Annotated in this window: 22 protein-coding genes, 1 tRNA gene, 1 other RNA gene and 2 pseudogenes; 21 read left to right on the top strand and 5 right to left on the bottom strand. The window is 59.6% G+C overall.

All coding sequences use genetic code 11. The annotated features are described in order from the left end of the window. The first annotated feature begins 26 nt into the window (after positions 1 to 26). The 3 genes from carB to K5Q02_RS24090 are packed head-to-tail and all read left to right on the top strand — an operon-like array spanning position 27 to position 4,154. Positions 27 to 3,248: a carbamoyl-phosphate synthase large subunit gene (gene carB, locus K5Q02_RS24100; protein ID WP_225835097.1), complete on the top strand. Its 3,222-nt coding sequence runs from the start codon at positions 27 to 29 to the stop codon at positions 3,246 to 3,248. Further along, positions 3,245 to 3,721 carry a transcription elongation factor GreA gene (gene greA / locus K5Q02_RS24095; protein ID WP_225835095.1) on the top strand — a complete coding sequence of 159 codons (477 nt, stop codon included), beginning with the start codon at positions 3,245 to 3,247 and terminating at the stop codon, positions 3,719 to 3,721. Before carB ends, greA begins: the two co-directional genes overlap by 4 nt. Next, the gene (locus K5Q02_RS24090) at positions 3,699 to 4,154 is read left to right on the top strand and encodes a DUF4149 domain-containing protein (protein WP_329959547.1); all 456 of its coding nucleotides are present in this window, start codon (positions 3,699 to 3,701) and stop codon (positions 4,152 to 4,154) included. Before greA ends, K5Q02_RS24090 begins: the two co-directional genes overlap by 23 nt. Before the next feature lie 9 nt (positions 4,155 to 4,163). On the opposite strand, the gene yhbY is transcribed toward K5Q02_RS24090, so the two are convergent. Beyond that, positions 4,164 to 4,475 carry a ribosome assembly RNA-binding protein YhbY gene (yhbY, locus tag K5Q02_RS24085; RefSeq protein ID WP_225835093.1) on the bottom strand — a complete coding sequence of 104 codons (312 nt, stop codon included), beginning with the start codon at positions 4,473 to 4,475 and terminating at the stop codon, positions 4,164 to 4,166. A 99-nt stretch (positions 4,476 to 4,574) separates the two neighbouring features. Between yhbY and rlmE the strand changes: the two genes are divergently transcribed. The 15 genes and pseudogenes from rlmE to K5Q02_RS24010 all read left to right on the top strand — a co-directional run bounded on the left by rlmE (position 4,575) and on the right by K5Q02_RS24010 (position 20,669). Continuing rightward, positions 4,575 to 5,207, top strand: coding sequence for a 23S rRNA (uridine(2552)-2'-O)-methyltransferase RlmE (gene rlmE / locus K5Q02_RS24080; protein WP_225835089.1), 633 nt, complete (start codon positions 4,575 to 4,577; stop codon positions 5,205 to 5,207). 187 nt (positions 5,208 to 5,394) lie between these two features. Further along, positions 5,395 to 7,311 (top strand): ATP-dependent zinc metalloprotease FtsH, encoded by a 1,917-nt coding sequence (gene ftsH, locus K5Q02_RS24075; protein ID WP_225835088.1) that lies wholly within the window; start codon positions 5,395 to 5,397, stop codon positions 7,309 to 7,311. 8 nt (positions 7,312 to 7,319) lie between these two features. Further along, the gene (folP, locus tag K5Q02_RS24070; RefSeq protein WP_225835087.1) at positions 7,320 to 8,171 is read left to right on the top strand and encodes a dihydropteroate synthase; all 852 of its coding nucleotides are present in this window, start codon (positions 7,320 to 7,322) and stop codon (positions 8,169 to 8,171) included. 22 nt (positions 8,172 to 8,193) lie between these two features. Further along, on the top strand, positions 8,194 to 9,531 hold the full coding sequence (gene glmM, locus K5Q02_RS24065) for a phosphoglucosamine mutase (RefSeq protein WP_225835086.1): 1,338 nt from the start codon (positions 8,194 to 8,196) through the stop codon (positions 9,529 to 9,531). Positions 9,532 to 9,596: 65 nt separating this feature from the next. Then, entirely contained in the window at positions 9,597 to 10,352 is a 756-nt protein-coding gene (tpiA, locus tag K5Q02_RS24060) for a triose-phosphate isomerase (protein ID WP_225835084.1), read from the top strand. Between the two features lie 4 nt (positions 10,353 to 10,356). Then, positions 10,357 to 10,746, top strand: coding sequence for a preprotein translocase subunit SecG (gene secG / locus K5Q02_RS24055; RefSeq protein ID WP_225835082.1), 390 nt, complete (start codon positions 10,357 to 10,359; stop codon positions 10,744 to 10,746). Between the two features lie 10 nt (positions 10,747 to 10,756). Further along, positions 10,757 to 10,842: transfer RNA gene (locus tag K5Q02_RS24050), tRNA-Leu, on the top strand. Positions 10,843 to 11,142: 300 nt separating this feature from the next. Next, the gene (gene rimP / locus K5Q02_RS24045; protein ID WP_225839871.1) at positions 11,143 to 11,601 is read left to right on the top strand and encodes a ribosome maturation factor RimP; all 459 of its coding nucleotides are present in this window, start codon (positions 11,143 to 11,145) and stop codon (positions 11,599 to 11,601) included. Between the two features lie 66 nt (positions 11,602 to 11,667). Next, on the top strand, positions 11,668 to 13,149 hold the full coding sequence (gene nusA / locus K5Q02_RS24040; RefSeq protein ID WP_225835080.1) for a transcription termination factor NusA: 1,482 nt from the start codon (positions 11,668 to 11,670) through the stop codon (positions 13,147 to 13,149). A gap of 26 nt (positions 13,150 to 13,175) precedes the next feature. Beyond that, positions 13,176 to 15,664, top strand: a pseudogene (infB, locus tag K5Q02_RS24035) (translation initiation factor IF-2). Positions 15,665 to 15,773: 109 nt separating this feature from the next. Next, a complete protein-coding gene (gene rbfA / locus K5Q02_RS24030; RefSeq protein ID WP_225835078.1) occupies positions 15,774 to 16,181 on the top strand; it encodes a 30S ribosome-binding factor RbfA in 408 nt (135 codons plus the stop codon). Between the two features lie 4 nt (positions 16,182 to 16,185). Continuing rightward, complete coding sequence (gene truB, locus K5Q02_RS24025) at positions 16,186 to 17,103, top strand: tRNA pseudouridine(55) synthase TruB (protein ID WP_225835076.1); 918 nt, start codon at positions 16,186 to 16,188, stop codon at positions 17,101 to 17,103. 140 nt (positions 17,104 to 17,243) lie between these two features. Further along, positions 17,244 to 17,513, top strand: a complete 270-nt coding sequence (gene rpsO / locus K5Q02_RS24020) for a 30S ribosomal protein S15 (protein WP_042554902.1) — start codon at positions 17,244 to 17,246, stop codon at positions 17,511 to 17,513. Positions 17,514 to 17,685: 172 nt separating this feature from the next. Next, complete coding sequence (pnp, locus tag K5Q02_RS24015) at positions 17,686 to 19,791, top strand: polyribonucleotide nucleotidyltransferase (RefSeq protein ID WP_225835073.1); 2,106 nt, start codon at positions 17,686 to 17,688, stop codon at positions 19,789 to 19,791. A 121-nt stretch (positions 19,792 to 19,912) separates the two neighbouring features. Continuing rightward, positions 19,913 to 20,669 (top strand): annotated as a pseudogene (locus tag K5Q02_RS24010) (carbon-nitrogen hydrolase family protein). A 75-nt stretch (positions 20,670 to 20,744) separates the two neighbouring features. On the opposite strand, the gene K5Q02_RS24005 reads toward K5Q02_RS24010, so the two are convergent. The 4 genes from K5Q02_RS24005 to K5Q02_RS23990 all read right to left on the bottom strand — a co-directional run bounded on the left by K5Q02_RS24005 (position 20,745) and on the right by K5Q02_RS23990 (position 24,113). Beyond that, on the bottom strand, positions 20,745 to 21,278 hold the full coding sequence (locus K5Q02_RS24005) for a BON domain-containing protein (protein WP_225835071.1): 534 nt from the start codon (positions 21,276 to 21,278) through the stop codon (positions 20,745 to 20,747). Beyond that, on the bottom strand, positions 21,275 to 21,868 hold the full coding sequence (locus K5Q02_RS24000) for a phosphoheptose isomerase (protein WP_042554905.1): 594 nt from the start codon (positions 21,866 to 21,868) through the stop codon (positions 21,275 to 21,277). The genes K5Q02_RS24005 and K5Q02_RS24000 overlap by 4 nt, the downstream gene beginning before the upstream one ends. A 104-nt stretch (positions 21,869 to 21,972) precedes the next feature. After that, complete coding sequence (locus K5Q02_RS23995) at positions 21,973 to 22,338, bottom strand: YraN family protein (protein WP_225835069.1); 366 nt, start codon at positions 22,336 to 22,338, stop codon at positions 21,973 to 21,975. Beyond that, positions 22,335 to 24,113, bottom strand: a complete 1,779-nt coding sequence (locus K5Q02_RS23990) for a penicillin-binding protein activator (RefSeq protein ID WP_225835067.1) — start codon at positions 24,111 to 24,113, stop codon at positions 22,335 to 22,337. The genes K5Q02_RS23995 and K5Q02_RS23990 overlap by 4 nt, the downstream gene beginning before the upstream one ends. A gap of 171 nt (positions 24,114 to 24,284) precedes the next feature. On the opposite strand from K5Q02_RS23990, the gene rsmI reads away from it, so the two are divergent. The 3 genes from rsmI to mraZ all read left to right on the top strand — a co-directional run bounded on the left by rsmI (position 24,285) and on the right by mraZ (position 26,313). After that, positions 24,285 to 25,157, top strand: coding sequence for a 16S rRNA (cytidine(1402)-2'-O)-methyltransferase (gene rsmI / locus K5Q02_RS23985; protein WP_225835066.1), 873 nt, complete (start codon positions 24,285 to 24,287; stop codon positions 25,155 to 25,157). A 41-nt stretch (positions 25,158 to 25,198) separates the two neighbouring features. Continuing rightward, positions 25,199 to 25,556, top strand: an RNA gene (rnpB, locus tag K5Q02_RS23980) — RNase P RNA component class A. 301 nt (positions 25,557 to 25,857) lie between these two features. Further along, entirely contained in the window at positions 25,858 to 26,313 is a 456-nt protein-coding gene (mraZ, locus tag K5Q02_RS23975; protein WP_013792660.1) for a division/cell wall cluster transcriptional repressor MraZ, read from the top strand. Positions 26,314 to 26,315 lie beyond the last annotated feature (2 nt).

Here is a 26,315-nt window from a genome sequence, read left to right as displayed (position 1 = left end):
ACTGACCTAAGGATTCGAGAGAGAACATGCCAAAACGTACAGACATCAAAAGTATCCTGATCCTCGGCGCCGGCCCCATCGTCATTGGGCAGGCTTGCGAGTTCGATTATTCCGGCGCCCAGGCCTGTAAGGCCCTGCGCGAGGAAGGCTTCCGCGTCATCCTGGTGAACTCTAACCCGGCCACCATCATGACCGACCCGGCGATGGCTGATGCCACCTACATCGAGCCGATCAAATGGGCCACCGTGGCCAAGATCATCGAGAAGGAACGCCCTGACGCCCTGCTGCCTACCATGGGTGGCCAGACTGCATTGAACTGTGCGCTGGATCTGGAAAAGCACGGCATCCTGGAAAAGTTCGGTGTGGAAATGATCGGCGCGAACGCCGACACCATCGACAAGGCTGAAGACCGCTCGCGCTTTGACAAGGCGATGAAGGACATTGGTCTGGCATGCCCGGTCTCCGGCATCGCGCACGACATGCAGGAAGCCTATGGCGTTCTCGAGAAGGTCGGCTTCCCGTGCATCATCCGTCCGTCCTTCACCATGGGCGGCACGGGTGGCGGTATTGCCTACAACCGAGAAGAATTCGAGGAAATCTGCACGCGCGGCCTCGATCTGTCGCCGACCAGCGAGTTGCTGATCGACGAATCGCTGATCGGCTGGAAGGAATACGAGATGGAGGTGGTCCGCGACAAGAAGGACAACTGCATCATCGTCTGTGCCATCGAAAACTTCGATCCGATGGGCGTGCACACCGGTGACTCGATCACCGTCGCACCGGCCCAGACCCTGACCGACAAGGAATACCAGATCCTGCGTAACGCCTCCCTGGCGGTGCTGCGCGAGATCGGCGTGGAAACCGGTGGCTCCAACGTACAGTTCGGCATCTGTCCGAACACTGGCCGTATGGTCGTCATCGAGATGAACCCGCGCGTGTCGCGTTCCTCGGCGCTGGCCTCCAAGGCTACCGGTTTCCCGATCGCCAAGATCGCCGCCAAGCTGGCCGTGGGTTACACCCTCGACGAGCTGTCCAACGACATCACCGGTGGTCGTACCCCGGCGTCGTTCGAGCCGGCCATCGACTATGTGGTTACCAAGATCCCACGTTTCGCCTTCGAGAAATTCCCCAAGGCCGACGCCCGCCTGACCACCCAGATGAAATCCGTCGGTGAAGTCATGGCCATCGGCCGTACCTTCCAGGAATCCCTGCAGAAAGCGCTGCGTGGCCTGGAAGTCGGCGTGTCCGGCTTCGATCCGAAGCTCGATCTAACCGACCCTGAGGCGGAAAGTACCCTCAAGCGCGAGCTGATCGTGCCGGGTGCGGATCGCATCTGGTACGTGGGCGACGCTTTCCGTGCCGGCAAGACGGTCGAAGAAGTGTTCGAGTTGACGCGTATCGACGAGTGGTTCCTGGTACAGATCGAGGATCTGATCAAGGACGAGCAGCGTATCAAAACCCTGGGTCTGTCGAGCATCGACCGTGACCTGATGTTCAGCCTCAAGCGCAAGGGCTTCTCCGATGCGCGCCTGGCCGAACTGCTCGGTGTCACCGAGAAGAACCTGCGCAGCCATCGCCACAAGCTCAAAGTGCTGCCTGTGTACAAGCGCGTGGACACCTGCGCTGCCGAGTTCGCAACCGATACCGCCTACATGTATTCGACCTACGAGGAAGAGTGCGAGGCCAATCCGAGCAGCCGCGACAAGATCATGATCCTCGGTGGCGGCCCGAACCGCATCGGCCAGGGCATCGAGTTCGACTACTGCTGCGTGCACGCCGCGCTGGCCATGCGTGAAGACGGTTACGAGACCATCATGGTCAACTGCAACCCGGAAACCGTTTCCACCGACTACGATACCTCTGATCGCCTGTACTTCGAGCCGGTGACCCTGGAAGACGTGCTGGAAATCGTTCGCGTCGAGAAGCCGAAAGGTGTGATCGTCCAGTACGGCGGCCAAACCCCGCTGAAACTGTGCCGTGCCCTGGAAGAAGCTGGCGTACCGATCATCGGTACCAGCCCGGACGCCATCGACCGCGCCGAAGATCGTGAGCGTTTCCAGCAGATGGTGCAGCGCCTCGGCCTGCGTCAACCTGCCAACGCCACTGCGCGTAGCGAAGAAGAGGCGCTGACGCTGTCCAAGAACATCGGCTACCCGATGGTGGTGCGTCCATCCTATGTACTGGGTGGCCGGGCGATGGAAATCGTCTACCAGGAAGAAGAGCTCAAGCGCTACATGCGCGAAGCGGTGAAAGTCTCCAACGACAGCCCGGTTCTGCTCGATCGCTTCCTCAACTGCGCCATCGAAGTCGATATCGATGCGGTATGCGATGGTGAGCAGGTCGTCATTGGCGCCATCATGCAGCACATCGAACAAGCGGGCGTGCACTCCGGTGACTCCGCCTGCTCGCTGCCGCCTTACTCGCTGCCGGCACACATCCAGGACGAGATCCGCGACCAGGTCAAGAAAATGGCCCTGGAGCTCGGCGTCGTCGGCTTGATGAACGTGCAGATGGCCGTGCAGGGCGAAGACATCTATGTGATCGAGGTCAACCCGCGCGCTTCGCGTACTGTGCCGTTCGTCTCCAAGTGCATCGGCGAGTCGCTGGCCAAGGTTGCGGCGCGTGTGATGGCTGGCAAGACGCTGGCTGAAATCGGCTTCACCAAAGAAATCATCCCGCCGTTCTTCAGCGTCAAGGAAGCGGTATTCCCGTTCAACAAGTTCCCAGGCGTTGACCCGATTCTCGGCCCAGAGATGAAGTCCACGGGTGAAGTGATGGGCGTCGGTGACACCTTCGGTGAGGCGTTCGCCAAGGCGCAGCTGGGCGCTAGTGAGATTTTGCCGAACTCCGGCTGTGCGTTTATCAGTGTGCGTGATGATGACAAGCCGCTGGCCGAGCAGGTCGCGCGTGATCTGATAGGCCTGGGCTTCGAAGTCGTGGCCACCTCCGGTACTGCCAAAGTGATCGAGGCTGCCGGTCTGCCGGTACGTCGCGTGAACAAAGTGACCGAAGGCCGTCCGCACGTGGTCGACATGATCAAGAATGACGAAGTCACTCTGATCATCAACACCACCGAAGGTCGTCAGTCCATCGCGGACTCCTACTCCATCCGTCGTAACGCTCTGCAGCACAAGATCTACTGCACCACCACCATTGCGGCTGGTCAGGCGATCTGCGAAGCACTCAAGTTCGGTCCCGAGAAGACAGTGCGCCGGCTGCAGGATCTGCACGCAGGAATCAAGGCATGATCAAATACCCAATGACCGTCGAGGGCGCTCGCGCCCTGGAAGAAGAGCTGGCCCACCTGACCAAGGTCGTCCGTCCGAAGCTGAGCCAGGATATCGGCACGGCCCGTGAATTGGGCGATTTGAAGGAAAACGCCGAATACCATGCTGCTCGTGAGCAGCAGGGTATGGTCGAGGCGCGCGTGCGTGATATCGAAGGGCGCCTGCAGAATGCAGTGGTGATCGATGTCAGCACCATTGCCCATACCGGCAAGGTGATCTTCGGCACCACGGTGGAAATCGCCAACGTCGAGACTGACGAAAGTGTGTCCTACCGGATCGTCGGAGAGGACGAGGCCGATATCAAGCAGGGCAAGATTTCCGTTGGTTCACCTATCGCCCGTGCCTTGATCGGCAAGGACGAGGGTGACGTGGTTACGGTGAAAACGCCAAGCGGTCTGATCGAGTACGAAATTGTCGAAGTTCGTCACGTCTGACCTCGCCGCGACGTCCGACATGGCGGCAGGCTTCTGGATGCTGCTGCAAACCCTCTGGGTGGGCGGCATCTGGATACTGCACTTCATGGTGCTGCCGGGGCTATACAGTGTAGGGCTGGCGTCGCTGCTGATCGATGAAATCGCCGGCGTGCTGATGCCGCAGATGGTGTTGATCACCTTGGTCTGCGTGCTGATTCAGGCTGGCTTGCTGGTCAGGTTGCGTCGTCTTTCGTCGCTTTGGGGCGAGCGCCGCGGGCAATTGCTGCTCGCGGTACTGGCAATCGCCTCGGGCTTGCTGGCTTCGCTCGCGCTCTGGCCAGATGCCATTCGTTGGCAACTGTTCAGTTACCTGTTGCTGGCATTTTTCGGTCTGCTGCTGGTGCTACAGCCTGTACCCCGCAAGTCTTCGGTAGCCGACCCCGCGGTCGGCTAATTCGACGACTCAGCCCTGATGGCGGCTGATGTTGGACAGATTGCGATTGGCTTTGGGATTCTTGCGGTAGAGCAACGCCATTTTTCCGATAACCTGTGCCAGGTCGGCCTTGCTGGCCTTGCACAGTTCATCGATCACTGCCAGGCGGCCTTCGCGCTCGGTAATGCGCAGCTGAATCTTGATCAGTTCATGATCGTTCAGGGCGCGCTCCAGCTCCGCCAATACGCCTTCGGTAACACCGTTATCGGCAACGATCAATACCGGTTTCAGGTGGTGACCGATAGATTTGAACTGTTTCTTCTGCTCTTGAGTGAGCGGCATAATCTGAACCCTGCGTCTTAATCTGGGGAAAGCGGCCTATTTTAACCGAGCCGCTCGAAGACCGCCCAGTTATTCATTCTGTTCTTCCGAGGTGTTGTTGTGGCCCGTTCCAAGACCAGCCAGCGTTGGCTGAAAGAGCATTTCGACGATCCGTACGTCAAAATGGCGCAAAAGGACGGCTATCGTTCACGTGCCAGCTACAAATTGTTGGAGGTTCAAGAGAAGGATCGCATCCTGCGCCCCGGCATCACGGTGGTCGACCTCGGTGCTGCTCCGGGCGGTTGGTCGCAGGTCACCAGTCGCGTCATTGGCGATAAAGGCCGGCTGATCGCTTCTGACATCCTGGAAATGGACAGTATTCCGGACGTGACTTTCATTCAGGGCGATTTCACGGATGACGCGGTGTTCGCGCGCATTCTGGAAGCGATCGACAATCATCCGGTAGACCTTGTGATTTCCGATATGGCCCCCAATATGAGTGGAGTCAGGGAGTCGGATCAGCCTCGTGCCATGTATTTGTGCGAGCTGGCACTGGATCTCGCCACGCGGGTATTACGTCCTGGTGGCGATTTCTTGATCAAGATCTTCCATGGCGAAGGTTTCGATGAGTACCACAAGCAGGTTCGTGGTCTGTTCGAGAAGGTGCAGATGCGCAAACCGCTGTCATCGCGCGGCCGTTCTCGTGAGCAGTACATGTTGGCTCGCGGACTCAAAGTACAGCGCGAAGAGTAAAACCAAAGGCTTGGTTGTCAGTCCAAGCCTATGCGCGCATCGTTACGGGCAGATATCTCATAAAGGGTTACAGACGGTGTCAGCCACGGGCGGGCGTTTGTAGTAAGTTAGATCGGTTTATAACTGGTCGTCATGCGAAGCACGCTTCGGCAAGGGGCCTGCTTCAGAGGGTAGCTAATTGAACGACATGGCAAAGAATCTGATCCTGTGGCTGATCATCGCTGCCGTCCTGGTTACGGTGATGAACAATTTCTCCAGTCCGAGTGAGACTAACAAGCTCAACTACTCGGAGTTCATCCAGCAAGTGCAGGATGGTGGGGTCAAGCGTGTCACCGTCGATGGTTACATCATCAGCGGCATGCGTTCCGACGGTTCGTCGTTTGAAACCGTGCGCCCGGCGATCCAGGATAATGGCCTGATCAAGGATCTGATGGATAACAACGTCGAGATCGTGGGTAAGCAGCCTGAGCAGCAGAGCATCTGGACGCAATTGTTGGTTGCCAGCTTCCCGATCCTGGTGATCATTGCCGTGTTCATGTTCTTCATGCGCCAGATGCAGGGCGGTGCCGGTGGCAAAGGCGGGCCGATGAGCTTTGGTAAAAGCAAGGCGCGCCTGCTTTCCGAAGATCAGGTCAAGACCACTTTCGCTGACGTCGCGGGCTGCGACGAGGCTAAAGAAGAAGTCAGTGAACTCGTCGAGTTCCTGCGTGATCCGGGCAAGTTCCAACGCCTCGGTGGGCGTATTCCGCGCGGTGTGCTAATGGTCGGCTCGCCGGGTACCGGTAAAACCCTGCTGGCTAAAGCTGTTGCCGGCGAAGCAAAAGTACCGTTCTTCACTATTTCCGGTTCCGACTTCGTGGAAATGTTCGTGGGTGTCGGCGCATCCCGTGTGCGTGACATGTTCGAGCAAGCCAAGAAGCATGCGCCGTGCATCATCTTCATCGACGAGATCGACGCCGTTGGTCGCCACCGTGGCGCCGGCATGGGTGGCGGTCACGACGAGCGCGAGCAGACCCTCAACCAGTTGCTGGTAGAGATGGACGGCTTCGAAATGAACGATGGCATCATCGTCATCGCCGCGACCAACCGTCCGGACGTGCTCGACCCTGCGTTGCTGCGCCCGGGCCGCTTCGACCGTCAGGTCGTGGTCGGTCTGCCGGACATCCGTGGTCGTGAGCAGATCCTCAATGTGCACATGCGCAAGGTGCCGATGGGCGAAGACGTCAAGGCTGCGGTCATCGCCCGTGGTACTCCAGGCTTCTCCGGTGCTGACCTTGCCAACCTGGTCAACGAGGCATCGCTGTTCGCTGCTCGTTCGGGTAAGCGCGTCGTCGAGATGAAGGAGTTCGAACTGGCCAAAGACAAGATCATGATGGGCGCAGAGCGCAAGTCCATGGTCATGTCGGACAAGGAGAAGCTCAACACCGCATTCCACGAGGCGGGTCACGCCATCGTCGGTCGTCTGGTGCCCGAGCATGATCCGGTCTACAAGGTGTCGATCATTCCCCGTGGCCGTGCCCTAGGCGTGACCATGTTCCTGCCAGAGGAAGACCGTTACAGCTTGTCCAAGCGCGCCCTGATCAGCCAGATCTGCTCGCTGTACGGTGGCCGCATCGCCGAGGAAATGACTCTGGGCTTCGACGGTGTCACCACTGGCGCGTCCAATGACATCATGCGCGCCAGTCAGATCGCCCGCAACATGGTTACCAAGTGGGGGCTTTCCGAGAAACTTGGCCCGCTTCTGTATGCCGAAGATGATGACCAGCCGTTCCTTCGTGGTGGTGGCGGTTCGTCCAGCTCCAGCGTGTCGGGTGAAACAGCCAAGCTGATTGATTCAGAGGTGCGCAGCATCATCGACCAGTGCTATGGCACGGCCAAGCGCTTGCTCGAGGAAAACCGCGACAAGCTTGATGCCATGGCTGAAGCCTTGATGAAGTATGAAACCATCGACGCTGATCAGATCGACGACATCATGAGCGGTCGCGCGCCGCGTGAGCCGCGTGATTGGACAGGTGGTGGCAACGATGCCGGTAAGCCGGCAGCCAAGCCCGATGAAGCTGATCTTCCCGAAAAACCAATCGGCGGCCCTGCTGCCGAGCTGTAAGGCTTTTCATGTCCCTTGCGATACCCCGGAACCGGCTGCCCTGTGGCAGCCGGTTTCTTGATTTGACCCGTCCTCAGGTGATGGGGATCCTCAACGTAACCCCAGATTCTTTCTCCGACGGTGGCCGCTTCGCCATGCGCGATGCGGCGTTGCGCCATGCCGAAAGCATGCTGCTGGCCGGGGCGACGCTGATCGATGTCGGCGGTGAGTCCACTCGGCCGGGCGCCGCTCCGGTGGCCGTGGAGCAGGAGCTCGCGCGCGTGGCGCCGATGGTGGAAGCCATCGCCGCTGAGCTGGACGTGATCATCTCCGTCGATACCTCGACTCCGGAAGTCATCCGTGAGTCGGCCAGGCTGGGTGCCGGGCTGATCAACGACGTGCGCTCGCTACAGCGTGATGGTGCGCTTCAAGCGGCTGCCGACAGCGGCTTGCCGGTTTGCCTGATGCATATGCGTGGCGAGCCCACGACCATGCAGCAAAGCCCGCAGTACGACGATGTGCTGGATGCCGTGGCGGACTTTCTGCGTGAGCGTCTGGCGGTCTGCGAGGCAGCAGGTATTTCTGCGCAGCGTATCGTTCTGGATCCGGGTTTCGGCTTTGCCAAGACCCTCGAGCACAACCTCAGCCTGTTCCGGCGCATGTCGGCGCTGCAGGCTTTTGGTCTACCACTGCTGGTAGGCGTTTCACGCAAGAGTATGATTGGCGCCGTATTGGGTCGCGAGGTCGACGGACGCCTGTATGGCAGTCTGGCCCTGGCGGCTCTGGCCGTTGCCAAGGGTGCAAGCATTCTGCGCGTTCACGATGTGGCGGAAACCGTCGATGTTGTGCGCATGGTCGCCGCAGTCGAGGCGGCGCAGTAATCAGAAGAAGGGAGTTGTCGTTTTGAGTCGCAAGTATTTTGGCACCGACGGTATTCGTGGGCGCGTCGGTCACTATCCCATCACCCCGGACTTCATGCTCAAGCTCGGCTGGGCTGCAGGCATGGCCTTTCGTAAGCAGGGCAAGTGCCGGATTCTGATCGGCAAGGACACGCGCATCTCCGGCTACATGTTCGAGTCGGCCCTGGAGGCGGGTCTGTCCGCTGCAGGCGCTGACGTCATGCTGCTGGGGCCGATGCCGACACCGGCGATCGCCTATCTGACGCGTACCTTCCATGCCGAAGCGGGTATCGTCATCAGTGCGTCGCACAACCCGCACCATGACAACGGCATCAAGTTCTTCTCCGGGCAGGGCACCAAACTGCCTGACGAGGTCGAGTTGATGATCGAGGAGCTGCTCGATGCGCCGATGACGGTGGTCGAATCCGAGCAGCTCGGCAAGGTGTCGCGGATCAATGATGCCGCGGGTCGCTATATCGAGTTCTGCAAGAGCAGTGTTCCGACCAGTACCGATTTCGCCGGCCTCAAGATCGTTCTCGATTGTGCCCATGGCGCGGCCTACAAGGTCGCTCCGGCGGTGTTTCAGGAACTCGGGGCCGAGGTTTCGGTGCTTTCCGCTCAGCCCAACGGGCTGAATATCAACGCCGATTGTGGCTCGACCCATATCGAAAACCTGCAGGCCGAAGTGATCGCGCGTCAGGCAGATCTGGGCATTGCTTTCGATGGTGACGCCGATCGGGTGCTGATGGTCGATCACACTGGAGCTGCGGTAGACGGTGACGAACTGCTGTTCATCATCGCTCGCGACCTCCAGGCTCGTGGCAAGCTGCAGGGTGGCGTTGTCGGTACGCTGATGAGCAATCTGGGTCTTGAACTAGCTCTCGATGAGCTGCAGATTCCCTTCGTGCGCGCCAATGTGGGCGACCGCTACGTGATCGCCGAGCTCCTGGAGCGTGGCTGGCAGCTGGGTGGCGAGAACTCTGGGCATTTGGTGTGTTTCCAGCACGTCACTACGGGCGACGCCATCGTCGCTGCGCTGCAGGTGTTGCTTGCCATCCGTCGGCGTGGGCAGAGCCTTGCCGAGGCGCGCCAGGGTCTGCGCAAATGTCCGCAAGTGTTGGTCAATGTGCGTTTCGGTGGCGGTGTCGATCCGCTCAAGCATCCCGATGTTCAGGCGGCCAGTGACAGCGTGACCGAGCGTATGGCGGGGCGTGGCCGTGTGCTGCTGCGCAAGTCCGGCACCGAACCGCTGGTTCGGGTGATGGTAGAGGGCGAGGACGAAACTCAGGTGCGAGCCTATGCCAATGAATTGGCTGAGGTTGTCTCTCGAGTCTGTGTCTGATTCGGCTTGCCAGTCCACAATCGGTTGGGTAACATCTGCGCCCTCTTTGACCAACGAGGTAAAGCATGCGCCGCCCAATGGTTGCTGGTAACTGGAAAATGCACGGTACCCGCGCCAGTGTCGCAGAGCTGATCGGTGGTCTGAATCAGCAGGCGTTGCCTGCTGATGTCGATGTTGCTGTGTTCCCTGTCAGTGTTCATCTCGGTCAGGTTGTCGAGGGGTTGGGTGGTGTTGCCGTGTCGGTTGGCGCGCAAGACTGCGCAGTCGAGGCGGGGCAGGGTGCGTTGACCGGTGAGGTGTCGAGCGAGCAATTGCGCGATGCCGGTTGCCAGCTCGTGCTGATCGGCCATTCCGAGCGTCGCCTGATCCTGGGTGATAGCGAAGAGCAGGTCGTGCGCAAGTTCGCTGCGGCGCAGGTTGCCGGGCTCGTTCCGGTTCTGTGTGTGGGGGAAACCCTCGAGCAGCGCGAAGCTGGGGAGACGCTTGCAGTCGTCGAGCGTCAGCTCGATAGCGTGATCGACGCCCTGGGCGTTGCGGCTCTGTCGGCTGCTGTAGTGGCATACGAGCCGGTCTGGGCCATTGGTACCGGGCTGACGGCGTCGCCCGCGCAGGCTCAGGATGTGCATGCGGCGATTCGTGCTCGGGTCGCTGGTAAAGATGCAGATGTTGCAGGTGCTTTGAGAATTCTTTATGGCGGCAGTGTCAAGGCCGCCAATGCTGCCGAGCTATTCGGCATGCCAGATATCGATGGGGGGCTTGTGGGTGGAGCCTCTCTGAATGCGGATGAGTTCGGTGCGATCTGTCGCGCTGCAGGAAACTAAGAATATGCTGGAAACAGTCGTTGTGGTTCTTCATCTGCTGGGTGCGATCGGTGTGGTTGTGCTGGTTCTGCTGCAGCAGGGTAAGGGTGCGGATGCGGGTGCTTCGTTTGGTGCTGGTGCTTCGAATACCGTATTCGGTAGTCAAGGAACTACTACCTTTCTGAGTCGAGTTACTGCTATACTTGCCACCGCTTTTTTCATTACCAGCTTGGGGTTAGCTTACTTTGCTAATCAAAAGTCTGATGCGCTTGGTCAGGCTGGTTTGCCTGATCCGGCAGTGATGGAAGTGCCGCAGGAAAGCAAGCCTGCAGCAGAAGATGTACCGGTGCTTGAGCAACAGCAGGCGCCAACTTCGGGGCAGCAAGATGTACCTCAAACCCCTGAAGAGCAGTAAGCGTTAATTTGCCGAGGTGGTGGAATTGGTAGACACGCTACCTTGAGGTGGTAGTGGCCATAGGCTGTAGGGGTTCGAGTCCCCTTCTCGGTACCAATTAAACAGAAGAGCCCGCTGCATGCGGGCTTTTCTGTTTCTGGTGGTTTGGTTGACCTGTGGGGCGTTTCGGTCGTATAATCCGTTCCCGGTTTTAGCGCGGGGTGGAGCGGTTCGATGGCTCGTCGGGCTCATGGCCCGAAGGTCGTTGGTTAATCCATTCCCCCGTAGCCAGTATTAGCTGAGCCCCTTTCAAGGGGCTTTTTGCTAGCTGGTAGACAGATTTGCCGTCGCACGGACGGTTTTATGGATGGGCGTTTCGCCCATTTTTTATTTGCACAGCATGCGCGAGGGGTTCAGGTGTCGAGCAAGCTAGAACAGTTGCAGGCCTTGGTGGCCCCGGTAGTCGAGGCGCTTGGCTACGAGTGCTGGGGTATTGAGTTTCTGTCTCAGGGGCGGCATTCGCTGCTACGTATTTATATTGATAGCGCCGATGGCATTCTTATCGACGATTGCGAGAAGGTCAGCCGGCAAATCAGCGGTGTTCTCGATGTCGAGGATCCTATTGCAGCGGAGTACACCCTGGAGGTGTCGTCGCCCGGTATGGATCGGCCGCTTTTCACGTTGGTGCAGTTCGGCAGCCATGTTGGCGAACAGGTAAAAATCAAGTTGCGCTCGCCGTTCGAAGGGCGCCGCAATTTTCAGGGTCTGCTCCGCGGTGTGGAGGAGGAAGATGTGGTGGTGCAGGTGGATGACCACGAGTTCCTTTTGCCGATCGATCTGATCGACAAGGCCAATATTATCCCCAGGTTTGATTGAGACACGGATCCCGCGGGGTTCGCGGAATGCGTGGATCCCAATGGATTGCGAGAGGCGAGGCGTACGATGAGCAAAGAAGTACTGCTGGTTGTTGAGTCGGTATCCAATGAAAAGGGCGTGCCGGCCTCTGTAATTTTCGAAGCGCTTGAGTTGGCTTTAGCCACGGCGACTAAGAAGCGTTTTGAAGATGAAGTAGAGCTGCGCGTGGCGATCAATCGCCAGACTGGCAACTATGAGACCTTCCGTTGCTGGACCGTTGTCGAAGAAGAACACTTCGACGATCCAGCGCATCAGGTGACCACCGACATGCCGCGCGCTGTCGAGGCGAGCGCCAAGGTCGGTGATGTACTCGAGGAAAAGATCGAGTCCATCGAGTTCGGGCGCATCGCTGCGCAGACCGCCAAGCAGGTCATCGTGCAGAAAGTGCGCGAGGCCGAGCGGGCTCAGGTCGTCGAAGCCTACCGCGAGCGTGTTGGCGAGATCATCGCGGGCACCGTGAAGAAGGTCACCCGTGACAATGTCATCGTTGATCTGGGTGCCAACGCGGAAGCATTGCTGGCGCGTGAAGACATTATCCCGCGTGAAACTTTCCGGGTTGGTGTTCGCCTGCGTGCGCTGCTCAAGGAAATCCGTGCTGAAAACCGCGGGCCGCAGCTGATCCTGTCGCGTACTGCGCCGGAAATGCTCATTGAGTTGTTCCGTATCGAAGTGCCGGAAATCGCCGAAGGCCTCATTGAGGTTAAAGCCGCTTCTCGTGATCCGGGCTCGCGAGCCAAGATCGCGGTGCGTTCCAAGGACAAGCGTATCGACCCGCAGGGTGCCTGTATTGGTATGCGCGGTTCGCGCGTGCAAGCGGTTTCTGGCGAGCTGGTTGGTGAGCGTGTGGACATCGTGCTGTGGGATGACAATCCTGCTCAGTTCGTCATCAACGCCATGTCGCCGGCTGAAGTCGCGGCGATCATCGTTGACGAAGATGCTCATGCCATGGACATCGCTGTTGGCGAGGACAACCTGGCGCAAGCAATTGGCCGTGGTGGTCAGAACGTTCGTCTGGCCAGCCAACTGACCGGCTGGACGCTGAACGTGATGACCGAAGCGGACATCCAGGCCAAGCAGCAGGCCGAGACTGGCGACATCCTGCAGAGCTTCATCGACGAGCTGGAAGTCGACGAAGAACTGGCTCAGGTGCTGGTCGAAGAAGGCTTCACCAGCCTGGAAGAAATTGCTTATGTACCGATGGAAGAGATGCTCAGCATCGATGGTTTCGATGAAGAAATCGTCAACGAACTGCGCTCGCGAGCGAAAGATCGTTTGCTGACCAAAGCCATCGCTACAGAAGAAAAGCTGGCAGACGCCCAGCCGGCCGAAGACCTCCTCGAACTCGAGGGTATGGACAAAGGCCTGGCGCAGGAACTGGCAGTGCGCGGTGTGGTTACCCGCGAAGACCTGGCCGAGCAGTCTATTGACGACCTGCTCGACATCGACGGCATCGACGAAGAGCGTGCCGGCAAGCTGATCATGGCCGCCCGAGCCCACTGGTTCGAGTAAGTTTTACGGCCTGAGGAGAGAAGTGCATGACGCAAGTCACGGTGAAAGAACTGGCCCAAGTGGTCGACACACCGGTAGAGCGCCTGCTGCAGCAGATGCGAGAGGCGGGTTTGCCGCACAGCAGTGCCGAGCAAGTTGTCACCGATAACGAGAAGCAGGCCCTGCTTGCTCATCTGAAGAGCAGCCACGGCGAGAAGAAAGCCGACGCGCCGCGCAAGATTACCTTGCAGCGCAAAACCACCAGCACCCTGCGGGTCGCTGGCAGCAAGACCATCAGCGTTGAAGTGCGCAAGAAGAAAACCTTCGTCGAGCGCAGCAACGAAGAGATCGAAGCCGAGAAGCAGCGTGCGCTCGAAGAGCAGCGCGCCGCGGCGGACGCCGTTCGCCTGAAGGCCGAGGAAGAAGCCAAGCGTAAGGCCGAGGAAGAGGCCAAGCGTCAGACTTCCTCGCCGACTGCTGAGCGAACCCCTGCTGTTGAGGCTCCGTCGGTTGTCGCTCCTGTCGCAGCACCTGCAGCCGATGAGCGTAAAAAGGACGAGCCGCGTCGCCCAGACAAAGCTCGTAACGACGACGCTGATCGCCGTGGTGGCGATCGCAAGACCACTCAGCATCGCCCAACCGTCAAGGAAAAGGCGCCTGCTCCGCGTGTTGCTCCGCGTACTGTCGACGAAGAAAGCGATAACTTCCGTCGTGGCGGTCGTGGTAAGTCCAAGCTCAAGAAGCGCAATCAGCATGGCTTCCAGAGCCCGACCGGTATCCGGTCGTGCGTGACGTTGCCATCGGCGAGACCATCACTGTTGGCGAGCTGTCCCAGCAGATGTCGGTCAAAGCTGCTGAAGTCATCAAGTTCATGTTCAAGATGGGCACTCCGGTGACCATCAACCAGGTTCTCGACCAGGAAACTGCGCAACTGATCGCCGAAGAGCTGGGCCACAAGGTCAAGCTGGTCAGCGACAACGCGCTGGAAGAGCAACTGGCTGAGTACCTGAAGTTCGAAGGGGAGGCTATCTCCCGCGCGCCGGTCGTTACTGTCATGGGTCACGTTGACCATGGTAAGACCTCGCTGCTCGACTATATCCGCCGCGCCAAGGTGGCTTCTGGTGAGGCAGGTGGCATCACCCAGCACATCGGCGCCTACCACGTGGAAACTGATCGCGGCATGGTCACCTTCCTTGATACCCCGGGCCACGCCGCGTTTACCGCGATGCGTGCTCGTGGTGCCAAGGCGACCGATATCGTGATCCTGGTCGTGGCTGCTGATGACGGCGTGATGCCGCAAACCATCGAAGCGATTCAGCATGCCAAGGCTGCTGGCGTACCGCTGGTGGTTGCGGTGAACAAGATCGACAAGCCGGGCGCTGACCTCGACCGTATCCGCAGCGAGCTGTCGGTTCACGGTGTGACGTCCGAAGAGTGGGGCGGTGATACGCCATTCGTGTCGGTGTCCGCGAAAGTGGGTACCGGTGTAGACGATCTGCTTGAAGCCGTGCTGCTGCAGGCCGAAGTGCTGGAGCTGACCGCAACGCCGTCGGCCCCGGGCCGTGGTGTAGTGGTTGAGTCTCGCCTGGACAAGGGGCGTGGCCCAGTGGCGACTGTTCTGGTTCAGGACGGTACGTTGCGCCAGGGCGACATGGTTCTGGTCGGTTCGAACTACGGTCGTATCCGCGCCATGCTCGACGAAAACGGCAAGTCGATCAAAGAAGCGGGCCCGGCGATTCCGGTTGAGATCCTCGGTCTCGACGGGACACCGGAAGCCGGTGACGAAATGAGCGTATTGGCTGACGAGAAGAAAGCGCGTGAAGTTGCGCTGTTCCGTCAGGGCAAGTTCCGCGAAGTGAAACTGGCCCGTGCTCATGCTGGCAAGCTGGAGAATATCTTCGAGAACATGGGTCAGGAAGAGAAGAAGACGCTCAACATCGTCCTCAAATCCGACGTCCGTGGCTCGCTGGAAGCTCTGCAAGGCTCGCTCGGCGGTCTGGGTAACGACGAAGTGCAAGTGCGCGTCGTCGGTGGCGGGGTTGGTGGTATCACCGAATCCGACGCCAACCTGGCACTGGCCTCCAACGCTGTACTGTTCGGCTTCAACGTGCGTGCCGATGCTGGCGCACGGAAGATCGTCGAGCAGGAAGGTCTGGACATGCGTTACTACAACGTCATCTACGACATCATTGAGGACGTCAAGAAGGCGCTCACCGGTATGCTCGGCAGTGACGTTCGCGAGAACATCCTCGGTATCGCCGAAGTTCGTGACGTGTTCCGTTCGCCGAAGTTTGGCGCGGTCGCCGGTTGTATGGTGGTTGAAGGTACCGTGCACCGTAACCGTCCGATCCGCGTACTGCGCGACGACGTGGTGATCTTCGAAGGCGAGCTGGAATCCCTGCGTCGCTTCAAAGACGATATGGCCGAAGTGCGTAATGGCATGGAGTGCGGTATCGCTGTGAAGAGCTACAACGATGTCAAGGTCGGCGACAAGATCGAAGTGTTCGAGAAAGTCCAGGTGGCTCGCAGCCTGTAATCGCGAGTCGCAACACGCAGCGCCCGGCCCCGCATTTGCGCGGCCGGGCGTTTGCCGCTTTTGAGTCCGATGCTTTTTCAAGCATCGAGGCGAGTGGAAGGTAGCAAAGATGGCAAAAGACTATAGCCGTGCTCAACGTATCGGCGACCAGATTCAACGCGAATTGGCGCAGCTGATTCGCACCGAAGTCAAAGACCCGCGCCTGGGTGGCCTGGTGACTGTCACGGCGGTCGATGTCAGCCGCGACGCCAGCCACGCCAAAGTATTCGTCACCATCATGGGTGCGGAGCCGGAGGAAGGCGTAGATCCCGTTACGCAAAGCCTGCGGGTGCTCAATGACGCCAGCGGCTTCCTGCGTATGCAGCTCGGCAAGGCGATGAAGTTGCGCAGTGTGCCAAACCTGCGTTTTCACTACGACGAGAGTGTGATTCGTGGTGCTCAGCTGTCGGCGCTGATCGAGCGTGCGGTGACCGAGGACAGCAAACACAACGAAGACGATACCGAGGCCAAGGAGTAAGCACGTGGCCCAGGTAAAGCGTATTCGTCGCAAGGTCGACGGCATTATTCTGCTCGACAAGCCCAAAGGCTTCAGTTCCAACGCCGCACTGCAGAAAGTTCGCTGGCTGCTCAATGCCGAGAAGGCGGGGCACACCGGTAGCCTCGACCCACTGGCCACCGGCGTATTGCCGCTGTGCTTTGGTGAAGCAACCAAGTTTTCCCAGTATCTGCTCGATGCCGACAAGGGTTACGAGACGGTCATGCAGCTTGGCGTCACCACCACCACGGCGGATGCCGAGGGCGAAGTACTGCAGCGCTGTGAGGTGAACGTTGTGGCGGCTGATATTGAAGCGCTGCTGCCACGTTTTCGCGGCAATATCAGTCAGATTCCGCCCATGTACTCGGCACTCAAGCGTGACGGACAGCCGTTATACAAGCTGGCTCGGGCAGGAGAAGTAGTGGAGCGCGAGGCGCGTTCTGTTAGTATTGCGCGCCTTGAGTTGCTTGATTGCGCTGCCGACAAGGCGAGCCTGGCGGTGGACTGTAGCAAAGGCACCTATATTCGTACCCTGGTCGAGGATATTGGCCAACTGTTGGGTTGTGGTGCTCACGTCGCAGATCTGCGTCGGGTCAAGGCCGGGCCGTTTGGGTTGACGCAGACAGTCAGCCTGGAAGAGCTGGAGCAGGTGCATGCCGACGGTGGTCACGAGGCGGTTGATCGCTTCCTTCACCCTGTCGACAGTGGGCTTGAACACTGGCCGCTGCTCAGCTTCTCGGAGCACAGTTCGTTCTATTGGCTGCAAGGGCAGCCCGTGCGTGCATCGGATGCGCCGAAGTTTGGCATGGTGCGGGTACAAGATCACAATGGCCGCTTCATCGGTATCGGTGAAGTGAGCGAAGACGGGCGCATTGCGCCGCGTCGTTTGATTCGGTCTGCATGACCGTGGCGAGCTGCTCAAACGGCTCGTATCGAGGGTGGCTGTCAATAGGCGCGGTCATTACTCCTTTTAAAACACGGGAAGTTATTCCCGGCCTATTGAGATTGTCGTTCGCGACAGTCTCCAGATGAGAGGATGCCCACATGGCACTCAGCGTTGAAGAAAAAGCTCAGATCGTTAACGACTACAAGCAAGCCGAAGGCGATACCGGTAGCCCGGAAGTTCAGGTTGCTCTGCTGTCCGCTAACATCAACAAGCTGCAAGGCCACTTCAAGGCCAACGGTAAAGATCACCACTCGCGTCGTGGTCTGATCCGTATGGTTAACCAGCGCCGCAAGCTGCTGGATTACCTGAAGGGTAAAGACACCAGCCGTTACAGCGCCCTGATTGGTCGCCTGGGTCTGCGTCGCTAAGCAATGCTTATGCGTCGTTGACCGCAAAAGCTGGAAGTGGGCTCGCCCTGCTTCCAGCTTTTGCGTTTATGCTTTACCTGTTTTGGACAGCGCCGGGTCGACTCCCGAAGCAACTGCCCACGAATTCGCAAGAAACCGTTTCCCCAAAGGCAACAGAGAGAAGGAAAACACCGTGAACCCGGTAATCAAGAAATTTCAGTTCGGTCAATCGACCGTTACCCTCGAGACTGGCCGTATCGCCCGTCAAGCCTCCGGCGCAGTGCTGGTCACCGTTGACGACGACGTTGCTGTACTGGTTGCCGTAACCGGCGCTAAAACTGCCGACCCGAGCAAAGGCTTTTTCCCGCTGTCCGTGCATTACCAGGAAAAAACCTACGCTGCAGGCAAGATCCCCGGCGGTTTCTTCAAGCGTGAGGCCCGTCCCTCCGAGAAAGAAACCCTGACCTCGCGTCTGATCGATCGTCCGATCCGTCCGCTGTTCCCGGAAGGCTTCCAAAACGAAGTGCAAGTCATCTGCACCGTGGTTTCCACCAGCAAGAAGACCGATCCGGACATCGCTGCGATGATCGGTACCTCGGCTGCTCTGGCGATCTCCGGCATTCCGTTCAACGGCCCAATCGGTGCCGCCCGCGTCGCTTTCCATCCGGAAACCGGCTACTTGCTGAACCCGAACTATGAGCAGCTCAAGGCTTCCAGCCTGGACATGGTCGTAGCCGGCACCAAAGACGCCGTACTGATGGTTGAGTCGGAAGCCAAAGAGCTGACCGAAGACCAGATGCTGGGCGCTGTGCTGTTCGCCCATGATGAATTCCAGGTCGTTATCCAGGCTATCGCCGAGCTGGCTGCCGAAGCCGCCAAGCCGACGTGGGACTGGCAGCCTAAGGCTGAAAACACCGCACTGCTCAGCGCTATTCGCGGCGAGTTCGGTGATGCCATCTCCCAGGCTTACACCATCACCGTCAAGCACGAGCGCTATGCCCGTCTGGGTGAGCTGCGCAATGAAATCGTTGCCAAGTTCTCTGGCGAAGAAGGCCAGCCAACTGCCGGCGAAGTCAAAGAAGTATTTGGCGAAATCGAATACCGCACCGTGCGCGAGAACATCGTCAACGGCAAACCGCGTATCGATGGCCGTGACACCCGTACCGTACGTGGCCTGAACATCGAGGTCGGCGTACTGGACAAGACCCACGGTTCGGCGCTGTTCACCCGCGGCGAAACCCAGGCGCTGGTCGTTGCTACCCTCGGTACTGCCCGTGACGCACAGCTGCTGGACACCCTCGAAGGCGAGCGTAAAGACCCCTTCATGCTGCACTACAACTTCCCGCCGTACTCGGTGGGCGAGTGTGGCCGTATGGGCGCCACTGGTCGTCGTGAAATCGGCCACGGCCGCCTGGCTCGTCGTTCGATCGCAGCCATGCTGCCAGCTGCTGACGTGTTCCCGTACACCATCCGTGTCGTGTCGGAAATCACCGAGTCCAACGGTTCCAGCTCCATGGCCTCGGTCTGTGGTGCTTCCCTGGCGCTGATGGACGCTGGTGTGCCGATGAAGGCACCGGTAGCCGGTATCGCCATGGGTCTGGTGAAAGAGGGCGAGAAATTCGCCGTTCTGACCGACATCCTCGGCGACGAAGATCACCTGGGCGACATGGACTTCAAGGTAGCGGGTACCGCCAATGGCGTCACCGCGCTGCAGATGGACATCAAGATCCAGGGCATCACCGAAGAAATCATGGAAATCGCTCTGGGCCAAGCCCTGGAAGCGCGCCTGAATATCCTCGGCCAGATGAATCAGGTCATTGCTCAATCGCGTAGCGAACTGTCGGCCAATGCGCCGACCATGATCGCCATGAAGATCGATCAGGACAAGATTCGCGACGTCATCGGTAAAGGCGGCGCCACCATCCGCGCCATCTGTGAAGAGACCAAGGCTTCGATCGATATCGAAGACGACGGCTCGATCAAGATCTTCGGCGAAACCAAGGAAGCTGCAGAAGCCGCGCGTCAGCGCGTTCTGGGCATCACTGCGGAAGCCGAGATCGGCAAGATCTATGTCGGTAAGGTTGAGCGCATCGTCGACTTCGGTGCCTTCGTCAACATCCTGCCGGGCAAAGACGGTCTGGTGCACATCTCCATGCTCAGCGATGCGCGCGTAGAGAAGGTCACCGACATTCTGAAAGAAGGCGAGGAGGTCGAAGTGCTGGTACTGGACGTCGACAACCGCGGCCGTATCAAGCTGTCCATCAAGGACGTTGCCGCTGCCAAAGCTTCGGGTGTCTGATCCGGGCTAACGCCGCTGCTACGAAAAAAGCCAGTCAGGGTGACCTGACTGGCTTTTTTATTGCTGTTAGTTTTAGCGGCGCAGACGCTGCGCTAAAGTTGCGCTTTTCGCGGAGAAGCTCATGTCGTCACCTGTTCTGGTTGCGGCTCAATGTGCGGTGCAGGCTGGCGATCTCGCTGCCAACCTGGCTCTGCATCTGGATTTCATGCGGCGCGCTCGTGAGCTGGGCGCGGCCCTGATTGTCTTCCCCGAGCTATCTCTTAGCGGATACGAGCCGGCTCTGGCCGCTGTGCTGGCGCAGGCTACCGACAGCGCGTTGCTCGGTCCGTTGTGCAGTCTGGCCGTGCAGGCCGGCATGACGGCCGTAGTAGGTTTCCCGCTGCGTGTCGCAGGCCATGACAAGCCGCAAATTGCCGCCTGCATTGTTCATCCCGACGGCTCACGTGCCATCTATTACCAAGCAGTATCTGCATGCAGGTGAAGAGCAGTTTTTCAGCTCAGGCCAGGGTGGCCAGTTGCTGCGTATTGAGGCCATGTCGGTGGCCTTGTCGGTGTGTGCGGATTTCGCTCATGCCGACCATCCTGCTCAGGCAGCCGAGCGTGGTGCGCAGGTGTATGCAGCCAGTGTGCTTATCGGCGAGGGCGGTTATCACCACGACAGCTCGCTGTTGCAGGACTATGCACGGCGGCATGGTATGGCGGTGCTGATGGCTAATCATGGAGGCCCAACGGGAGGCTGGGTTGCAGCCGGGCGTAGTGCGTTCTGGGATGGGCAGGGGCGATGTATCGCATCAGCGGCAGGCGTGGGCAATCGTCTGCTAGTCGTTTCCAGGCAGGCGGATGGCTGGCAGGGGCGCGACATTGTGTTGTCCAGTTGATGCCTAAGCGCCCGTTATAAAAAAACGCCAGTCAGGGCATGCCTGGCTGGCGTTTTTTGTTACGGCGTTTACTGATCAGTCGGTGTACTGGAACAGCTTGATGATCTTTTGTACGCCCGAGGTGTTCTGTACGACGTTGCTGGCGGCATTGGCTTCCTGGCGGCTGACGACGCCCAGCAAGTAGACAACACCGTTCTCGGTGATCACCTTGATGCGACTGCCCGGTACGCCGCTGTCGGCGAGCATCTGGGTTTTGATCTTAGTGGTCAGCAGCGAGTCGTTGCTGCGGGCCAGCAGCGAGCTTGGCTGCTGCACCTGCAGCTCGTTGTGTACCTTGCGCACGCCTTGTACGGTGCGCGCGGCCTGCTCGGCGGTGCTCTTCAGTTCGGCGCGTGGCGTTTGCCCTGCGATCAGGATCACGCCGTTGTAGCTGCTCACCACGATGTGCGAGGTGGGGCTAGCGAGATCAGCGTGCGCGCGGGTAATGGCGTTTTCGACATTGGGGCCGACGAACTGATCGTCGATCTTGTTGCCAATGCTACGGCTGCCGCAACCGCCAAGGATGAGGCTGATTGCCAGTGCGGCGAAGATCAATGGTGAACGGGTCATTCTTCACTCCCAAACAGTTGACTGTCGATAAGGTCGCACAAGCAGTGGATGGCCAGCAAATGGACTTCCTGAATGCGTGCCGTGACCTTGGACGGCACGCGAATTTCCACATCTTCGGGGAGCAGCAGCGAAGCCATGCCGCCGCCGTCACGCCCGGTCAGGGCGACCACGGTCATTTCTCGGTCGTGGGCCGCCTGAATGGCCTGGATCACGTTGGCCGAGTTGCCACTGGTGGAGATCGCCAGCAGCACGTCGCCAGGTTGGCCCAGTGCACGAATCTGCTTGGAGAAAATTTCGTTGTAGCTGTAATCGTTGGCGATCGAGGTGATCGTCGAGCTATCGGTGGTCAGCGCAATGGCGGGCAGGCTCGGGCGCTCACGCTCGAAACGGTTGAGCAGTTCCGAGGAGAAATGCTGAGCGTCGCCAGCGGAGCCGCCGTTGCCGCAGGAAAGAATCTTGCCTTCGCTGAGCAGCGCCTGAACCATCACCTGACTGGCGTGCTCGATGAAAGGTGGCAGTACCTCCATCGCGTGGTGCTTGGCTTCTATGCTGGCTTGAAACAGCTGGCGAATACGGGCTTGCATATCCATGTGGATGTTTTGACCTTGACTGTAACGGTACGCCGAGCCGGGTGGCGCGCAGCGCTGTCGTTGAAAATGGCGGTGAAGCGGAGCGTTCGCAGCAAGCCGGAGCTTCAGCTGTCGAAGGCGTTCCTGATCCACTCCAGTGGTGCGGGTTTGCCATGGCCTATGGCTATGACATCGAAACGACAGGGATGTTTGGCCCAGCGCTTCTCTTGCTGCAGAAACTGCGTCGCCGTTGCGATCAGCTTGTCGCGCTTGCGCTTGTCGACGCTTTCGATCGCACCGCCCCAGGCATTGTGTTTGCGGTAGCGCACTTCGGCGAATACTACTGTATCGCCATCGAGCATGACCAGATCGAGTTCGCCGCGTTGGCCGCGCCAGTTATGGGCGATGTGTTTCAGACCGTGAGTTTCGAGATGCTCGCGGGCGAGGGCTTCAGCCGCTCGCCCGCTGGCATGTCGCGGGTCGTCGCTCAAAGCGGAACGTCGGGCAGGCGCTGGATCTGCCCGCCACGAATTTCAGCCCAGGGCAGTTGACGCTCCACGCGCTGTGCTGGGTTCAGGCTGAGGCTGCCTGAAAGACCATCGACACGGCTGTCTGGCAGTGCCTTGAGCTGGCCGAGGCGCGGCGCCAGGCGGAAGGCGTCGACGCCCATGGCGTACAGGCGGCCCATGCTGCCGCCAGCTTGCGGCCACTGGTTGTTGACCTGCTGGCGCAGTGGGTCGTTGGCGTCCAGCAGCCACGGCGTTTCGCAGAAACGGATGCCGTCTAGGTCGCGATACTGGGCGGCGTTCATGCTGCCGTTGAACAGGTGCGAGGTCGCATAGACCGGTACTTCACCTGCGTACTGGTAGGCCAGGGTCGGTTTGATCTGTTGAGCCTGTTGCGGCGTGGCGGCAAGGAAGATGAAATCGACATCTTGGCGGCGGCTGGGCGCGGCGCCAGAGGCCGAACCGCTGCCGCTGAGCTGGAACAGGTTGGCGATCTGCCGAGCCATGTCCACCGGTTGGTCGATATGTTCGGCACCGAGGAAGGTGCCGCCGGCGGCCTGCCAGCTTTGCTGGAACGCGGCCAGAACGCGATCGCCCCAGTCACCTTTGGGAACCAGTGCGACGGCGCTGCGCTTGCCATCGGCCCAGGCGCGACGAGCGACTTCACGGGCTTCGTCTTCGGCAGCCAGACCGAACTGGAACAGTTGCTCCGGGCTTTCTGCGCTGGCTTCGCTGTAGTTGAGGGCCAGCGTGGTGATCGGCAGTTGCTCGCGATTACCCAGCTGAGTCACCAGATTCTTCTCGAGTGGGCCGACGACCAGTTGCACGCCATCGGCCTGAGCCTGGCGGTAGAAATCATCCAGGGAGGTCAGGCGGGCACTGTCGTACAGCTGGATCTGCGGCTGCTTCTCGCCGCTCTGCTGCGCCTGGTAGTGAGCGGCAAGGAATCCGTCACGCAGTGCGCGCGCCACGGATGCCAGTTGGCCTTCCTGTGGCAGCAGCAGGGCGATCTTTTCCAGCGGCTGACTGGACAGCGCCTGCAGGTCGGCCAGGGCTTTCGGCAGTTGCAGGGCAGCGGGGTGGTTCGGGTGCTGAGCCAGCCAGTTGTCGATGGCGCCCTGCTGCTGTTGCAGGGTGCCGACTGTCTTGGCGACCTGCGCCAGAGACAGCCAGCCGGCCAGATCGGCATCGTCGGCGCTGGGCGCCGGCTCGGCCGGCAGGCTGGAGACCAGGCTCCAGATCTGATCCTGGTTGCGCTGTGCCTCGTCGCCGCTCAGCAGCGGCGCGATGAACACGCGCTCACGGGCTGCGGCGAGAATCTGGCCATCTTTCTCGAGTGCGTTGGCGCGGGTCAGCTGGGTGCGTGTCTGCTGTTCGACCGGCAGTTCACCGAGGCGCTCAAGGCTGGGATGGGCGAGGGCACTGAGCGCTGCCTTGGCATCGTTGCGGGTCAGGGCCAATTCGGCAGCGAGCGTGCTGGCGAATATCTGCTGAGCCGGCTTGAGGGTCTGCAGGTCGACCTGAGCGAGAATGCCGCTGGCGCGCTCGGCGTTGCCTTGCTTGTAGGCCAGGTCGGCGGCGGTGAGGCGCAGCAATTGCGCGTCTTCGCTCTGGCTGGTACCGGCCTGCTGGAGCATCTGCTCGAGGCTGGCTTGAGGTGTGCGAGGCAGTTCGCCGAGGTTGGAGGTGGGCGAGCTGCTGCAGGCAACGAGCAAGCCGGCAAGGCAGAGTGCAGAGAGCGGACGCAGGCAGGCGATCATGTAAGCGATTCCGGTTCTTGAGCAAATGAACGCACAATTGTACCCAAGGCATGCCGTCGGCGCGATCTCGAAGGTGTTAACCGGTGCGCAGACAGCGGTATCGTCCGTCGGGAACCCCTCGTTTGTCGCACGCGTTACAATGAGCGCTTTCTGATTAGATGAGGCGCCGCCGTGACTGCTAATGAAGCTCCCCGTTCCGCCACGGGCACCTTGTTCGTGGTGGCGACGCCTATCGGCAATCTCGACGACCTCAGCGCCCGGGCGCTCAAGGTGCTCAGCAGTGTCGCGCTGATCGCTGCCGAGGATACCCGGCACTCCTCGCGCCTGATGCAGCACTTCGGTATTGGCACGCAGCTGGCTGCCTGTCATGAGCACAACGAGCGTGATGAGGGCAGCCGCTTTATCGAGCGTCTGCGTGCGGGCGAAGATGTCGCACTGATTTCTGATGCCGGTACGCCGCTGATCTCCGATCCCGGCTACCATCTGGTGCGCCAGGCGCGTGCTGCGGGTATTCGCGTGGTGCCGGTGCCGGGCGCTTGCGCGTTGATCGCCGCGTTGTCCGCTGCCGGCCTGCCTTCCGATCGTTTCGTCTTCGAAGGTTTCCTGCCCGCTAAGAGCGTGGGGCGGCGCACCCGCCTTGAGCTGGTGCGTGAAGAGCCGCGTACGCTGATCTTCTATGAGGCGCCGCACCGGATTCTGGAATGCCTGCAGGACATGCGCGACGTGTTCGGCGGCGAGCGCCAGGCGCTGCTGGCGCGTGAGCTGACCAAGACCTTCGAAACCCTGCAGGGGCTGCCGCTCGAGCAGTTGTGCGAATGGGTGGCTGCGGATGCCAATCAGCAGCGTGGCGAGTGCGTGGTGCTGGTGGCGGGCTGGCAGGCGCCTGAAGACGAGGCCGCGGTCAGTGTCGAAGCGCTGCGCGTGCTCGATCTGCTGCTCGCCGAACTGCCGCTCAAACGTGCGGCGGCGCTGGCGGCGCAGATCACCGGGGTGCGCAAGAACCTGCTTTATCAGGCCGCGTTAGAGCGTCAGCAGGATGTTTGAACTTGTTCTCGCGGTGCCCCAGCGGTTACCCTAGTCGGCGGAGAGTCGATCGGACAGTCGCTGCCGTGCTTCGTTCGCGAAGTGTGGGGGAGGAAAGTCCGGGCTCCATAGGGCGGAGTGCCAGGTAATGCCTGGGGGGCGTGAGCCTACGGAAAGTGCCACAGAAAATAACCGCCTAAGCGCTTCGGCGCCGGTAAGGGTGAAAAGGTGCGGTAAGAGCGCACCGCACGGCTGGTAACAGTCCGTGGCTAGGCAAACCCCACTCGGAGCAAGACCAAATAGGGTTCCATTGGCGTGGCCCGCGCTGGAACCGGGTAGGTTGCTAAAGACGTACAGTGATGTCCGTCGTAGAGGAATGACTGTCCTCGACAGAACCCGGCTTATAGATCGACTCTCCACCTCCTTTCGCTTTGCGCTCCATCCTCTCGTTTCTAATACCGAAAAGATCTTACTCTTAACAAACTACTTTAAGTTTGTGGGTCAGGCTTCTGTATGTGCTTGTTTTTACCCCGACTATCGCTCCGATACCTCTGTCACACTCCCTCCTTTATCCGCTAAATCTCCGTTCTATAAGGACTTTTCCGTTCTGGCGCGCCTTGACGGTGGGGTATGCGCGTTCCTATAGTGTGCTCCGGTGGTGAAAAGTGGCATGAAGTGGGTTTTTTTGGATGCAGATGGCTAATTAAGGGGAAACGCAACAGTGTTTCGCGGAGCTAACGCCATAAGTCTCGACGCCAAAGGGCGACTCGCGATGCCTAGCCGGTATCGGGACGAGCTCGTGTCGCGTTCGGCTGGCCAGCTCATCGTTACCATTGATGCCATCGATCCCTGCCTTTGTGTCTATCCGCTGCCGGAGTGGGAAATCATCGAAAACAAGCTGCGTGAGCTGGCGTCCTTCCGTGAGGAAAACCGCCGCCTGCAGCGTTTGCTGATTGGTAATGCCGTCGATCTCGAGCTGGACGGTAGTGGTCGTTTTCTGGTTCCACCGCGTCTGCGCGAGTACGCCAAGCTGGATAAGCGCGCGATGTTGGTAGGGCAGCTAAATAAATTTCAACTGTGGGATGAGGATTCCTGGAATGCCGTGGCTGACGCCGATCTGGCCGCCATCAAGCAACCGGGTGCTCTTTCCGATGACTTACGTGACCTGATCCTGTGAAT

Origin of the sequence: Pseudomonas sp. MM211, from assembly GCF_020386635.1 — a bacterium.
Classification (GTDB): domain Bacteria; phylum Pseudomonadota; class Gammaproteobacteria; order Pseudomonadales; family Pseudomonadaceae; genus Aquipseudomonas.
The sequence above is the reverse complement of the archived record's forward strand: the minus strand, read 5'-3'. Positions and strand labels throughout refer to the sequence as shown.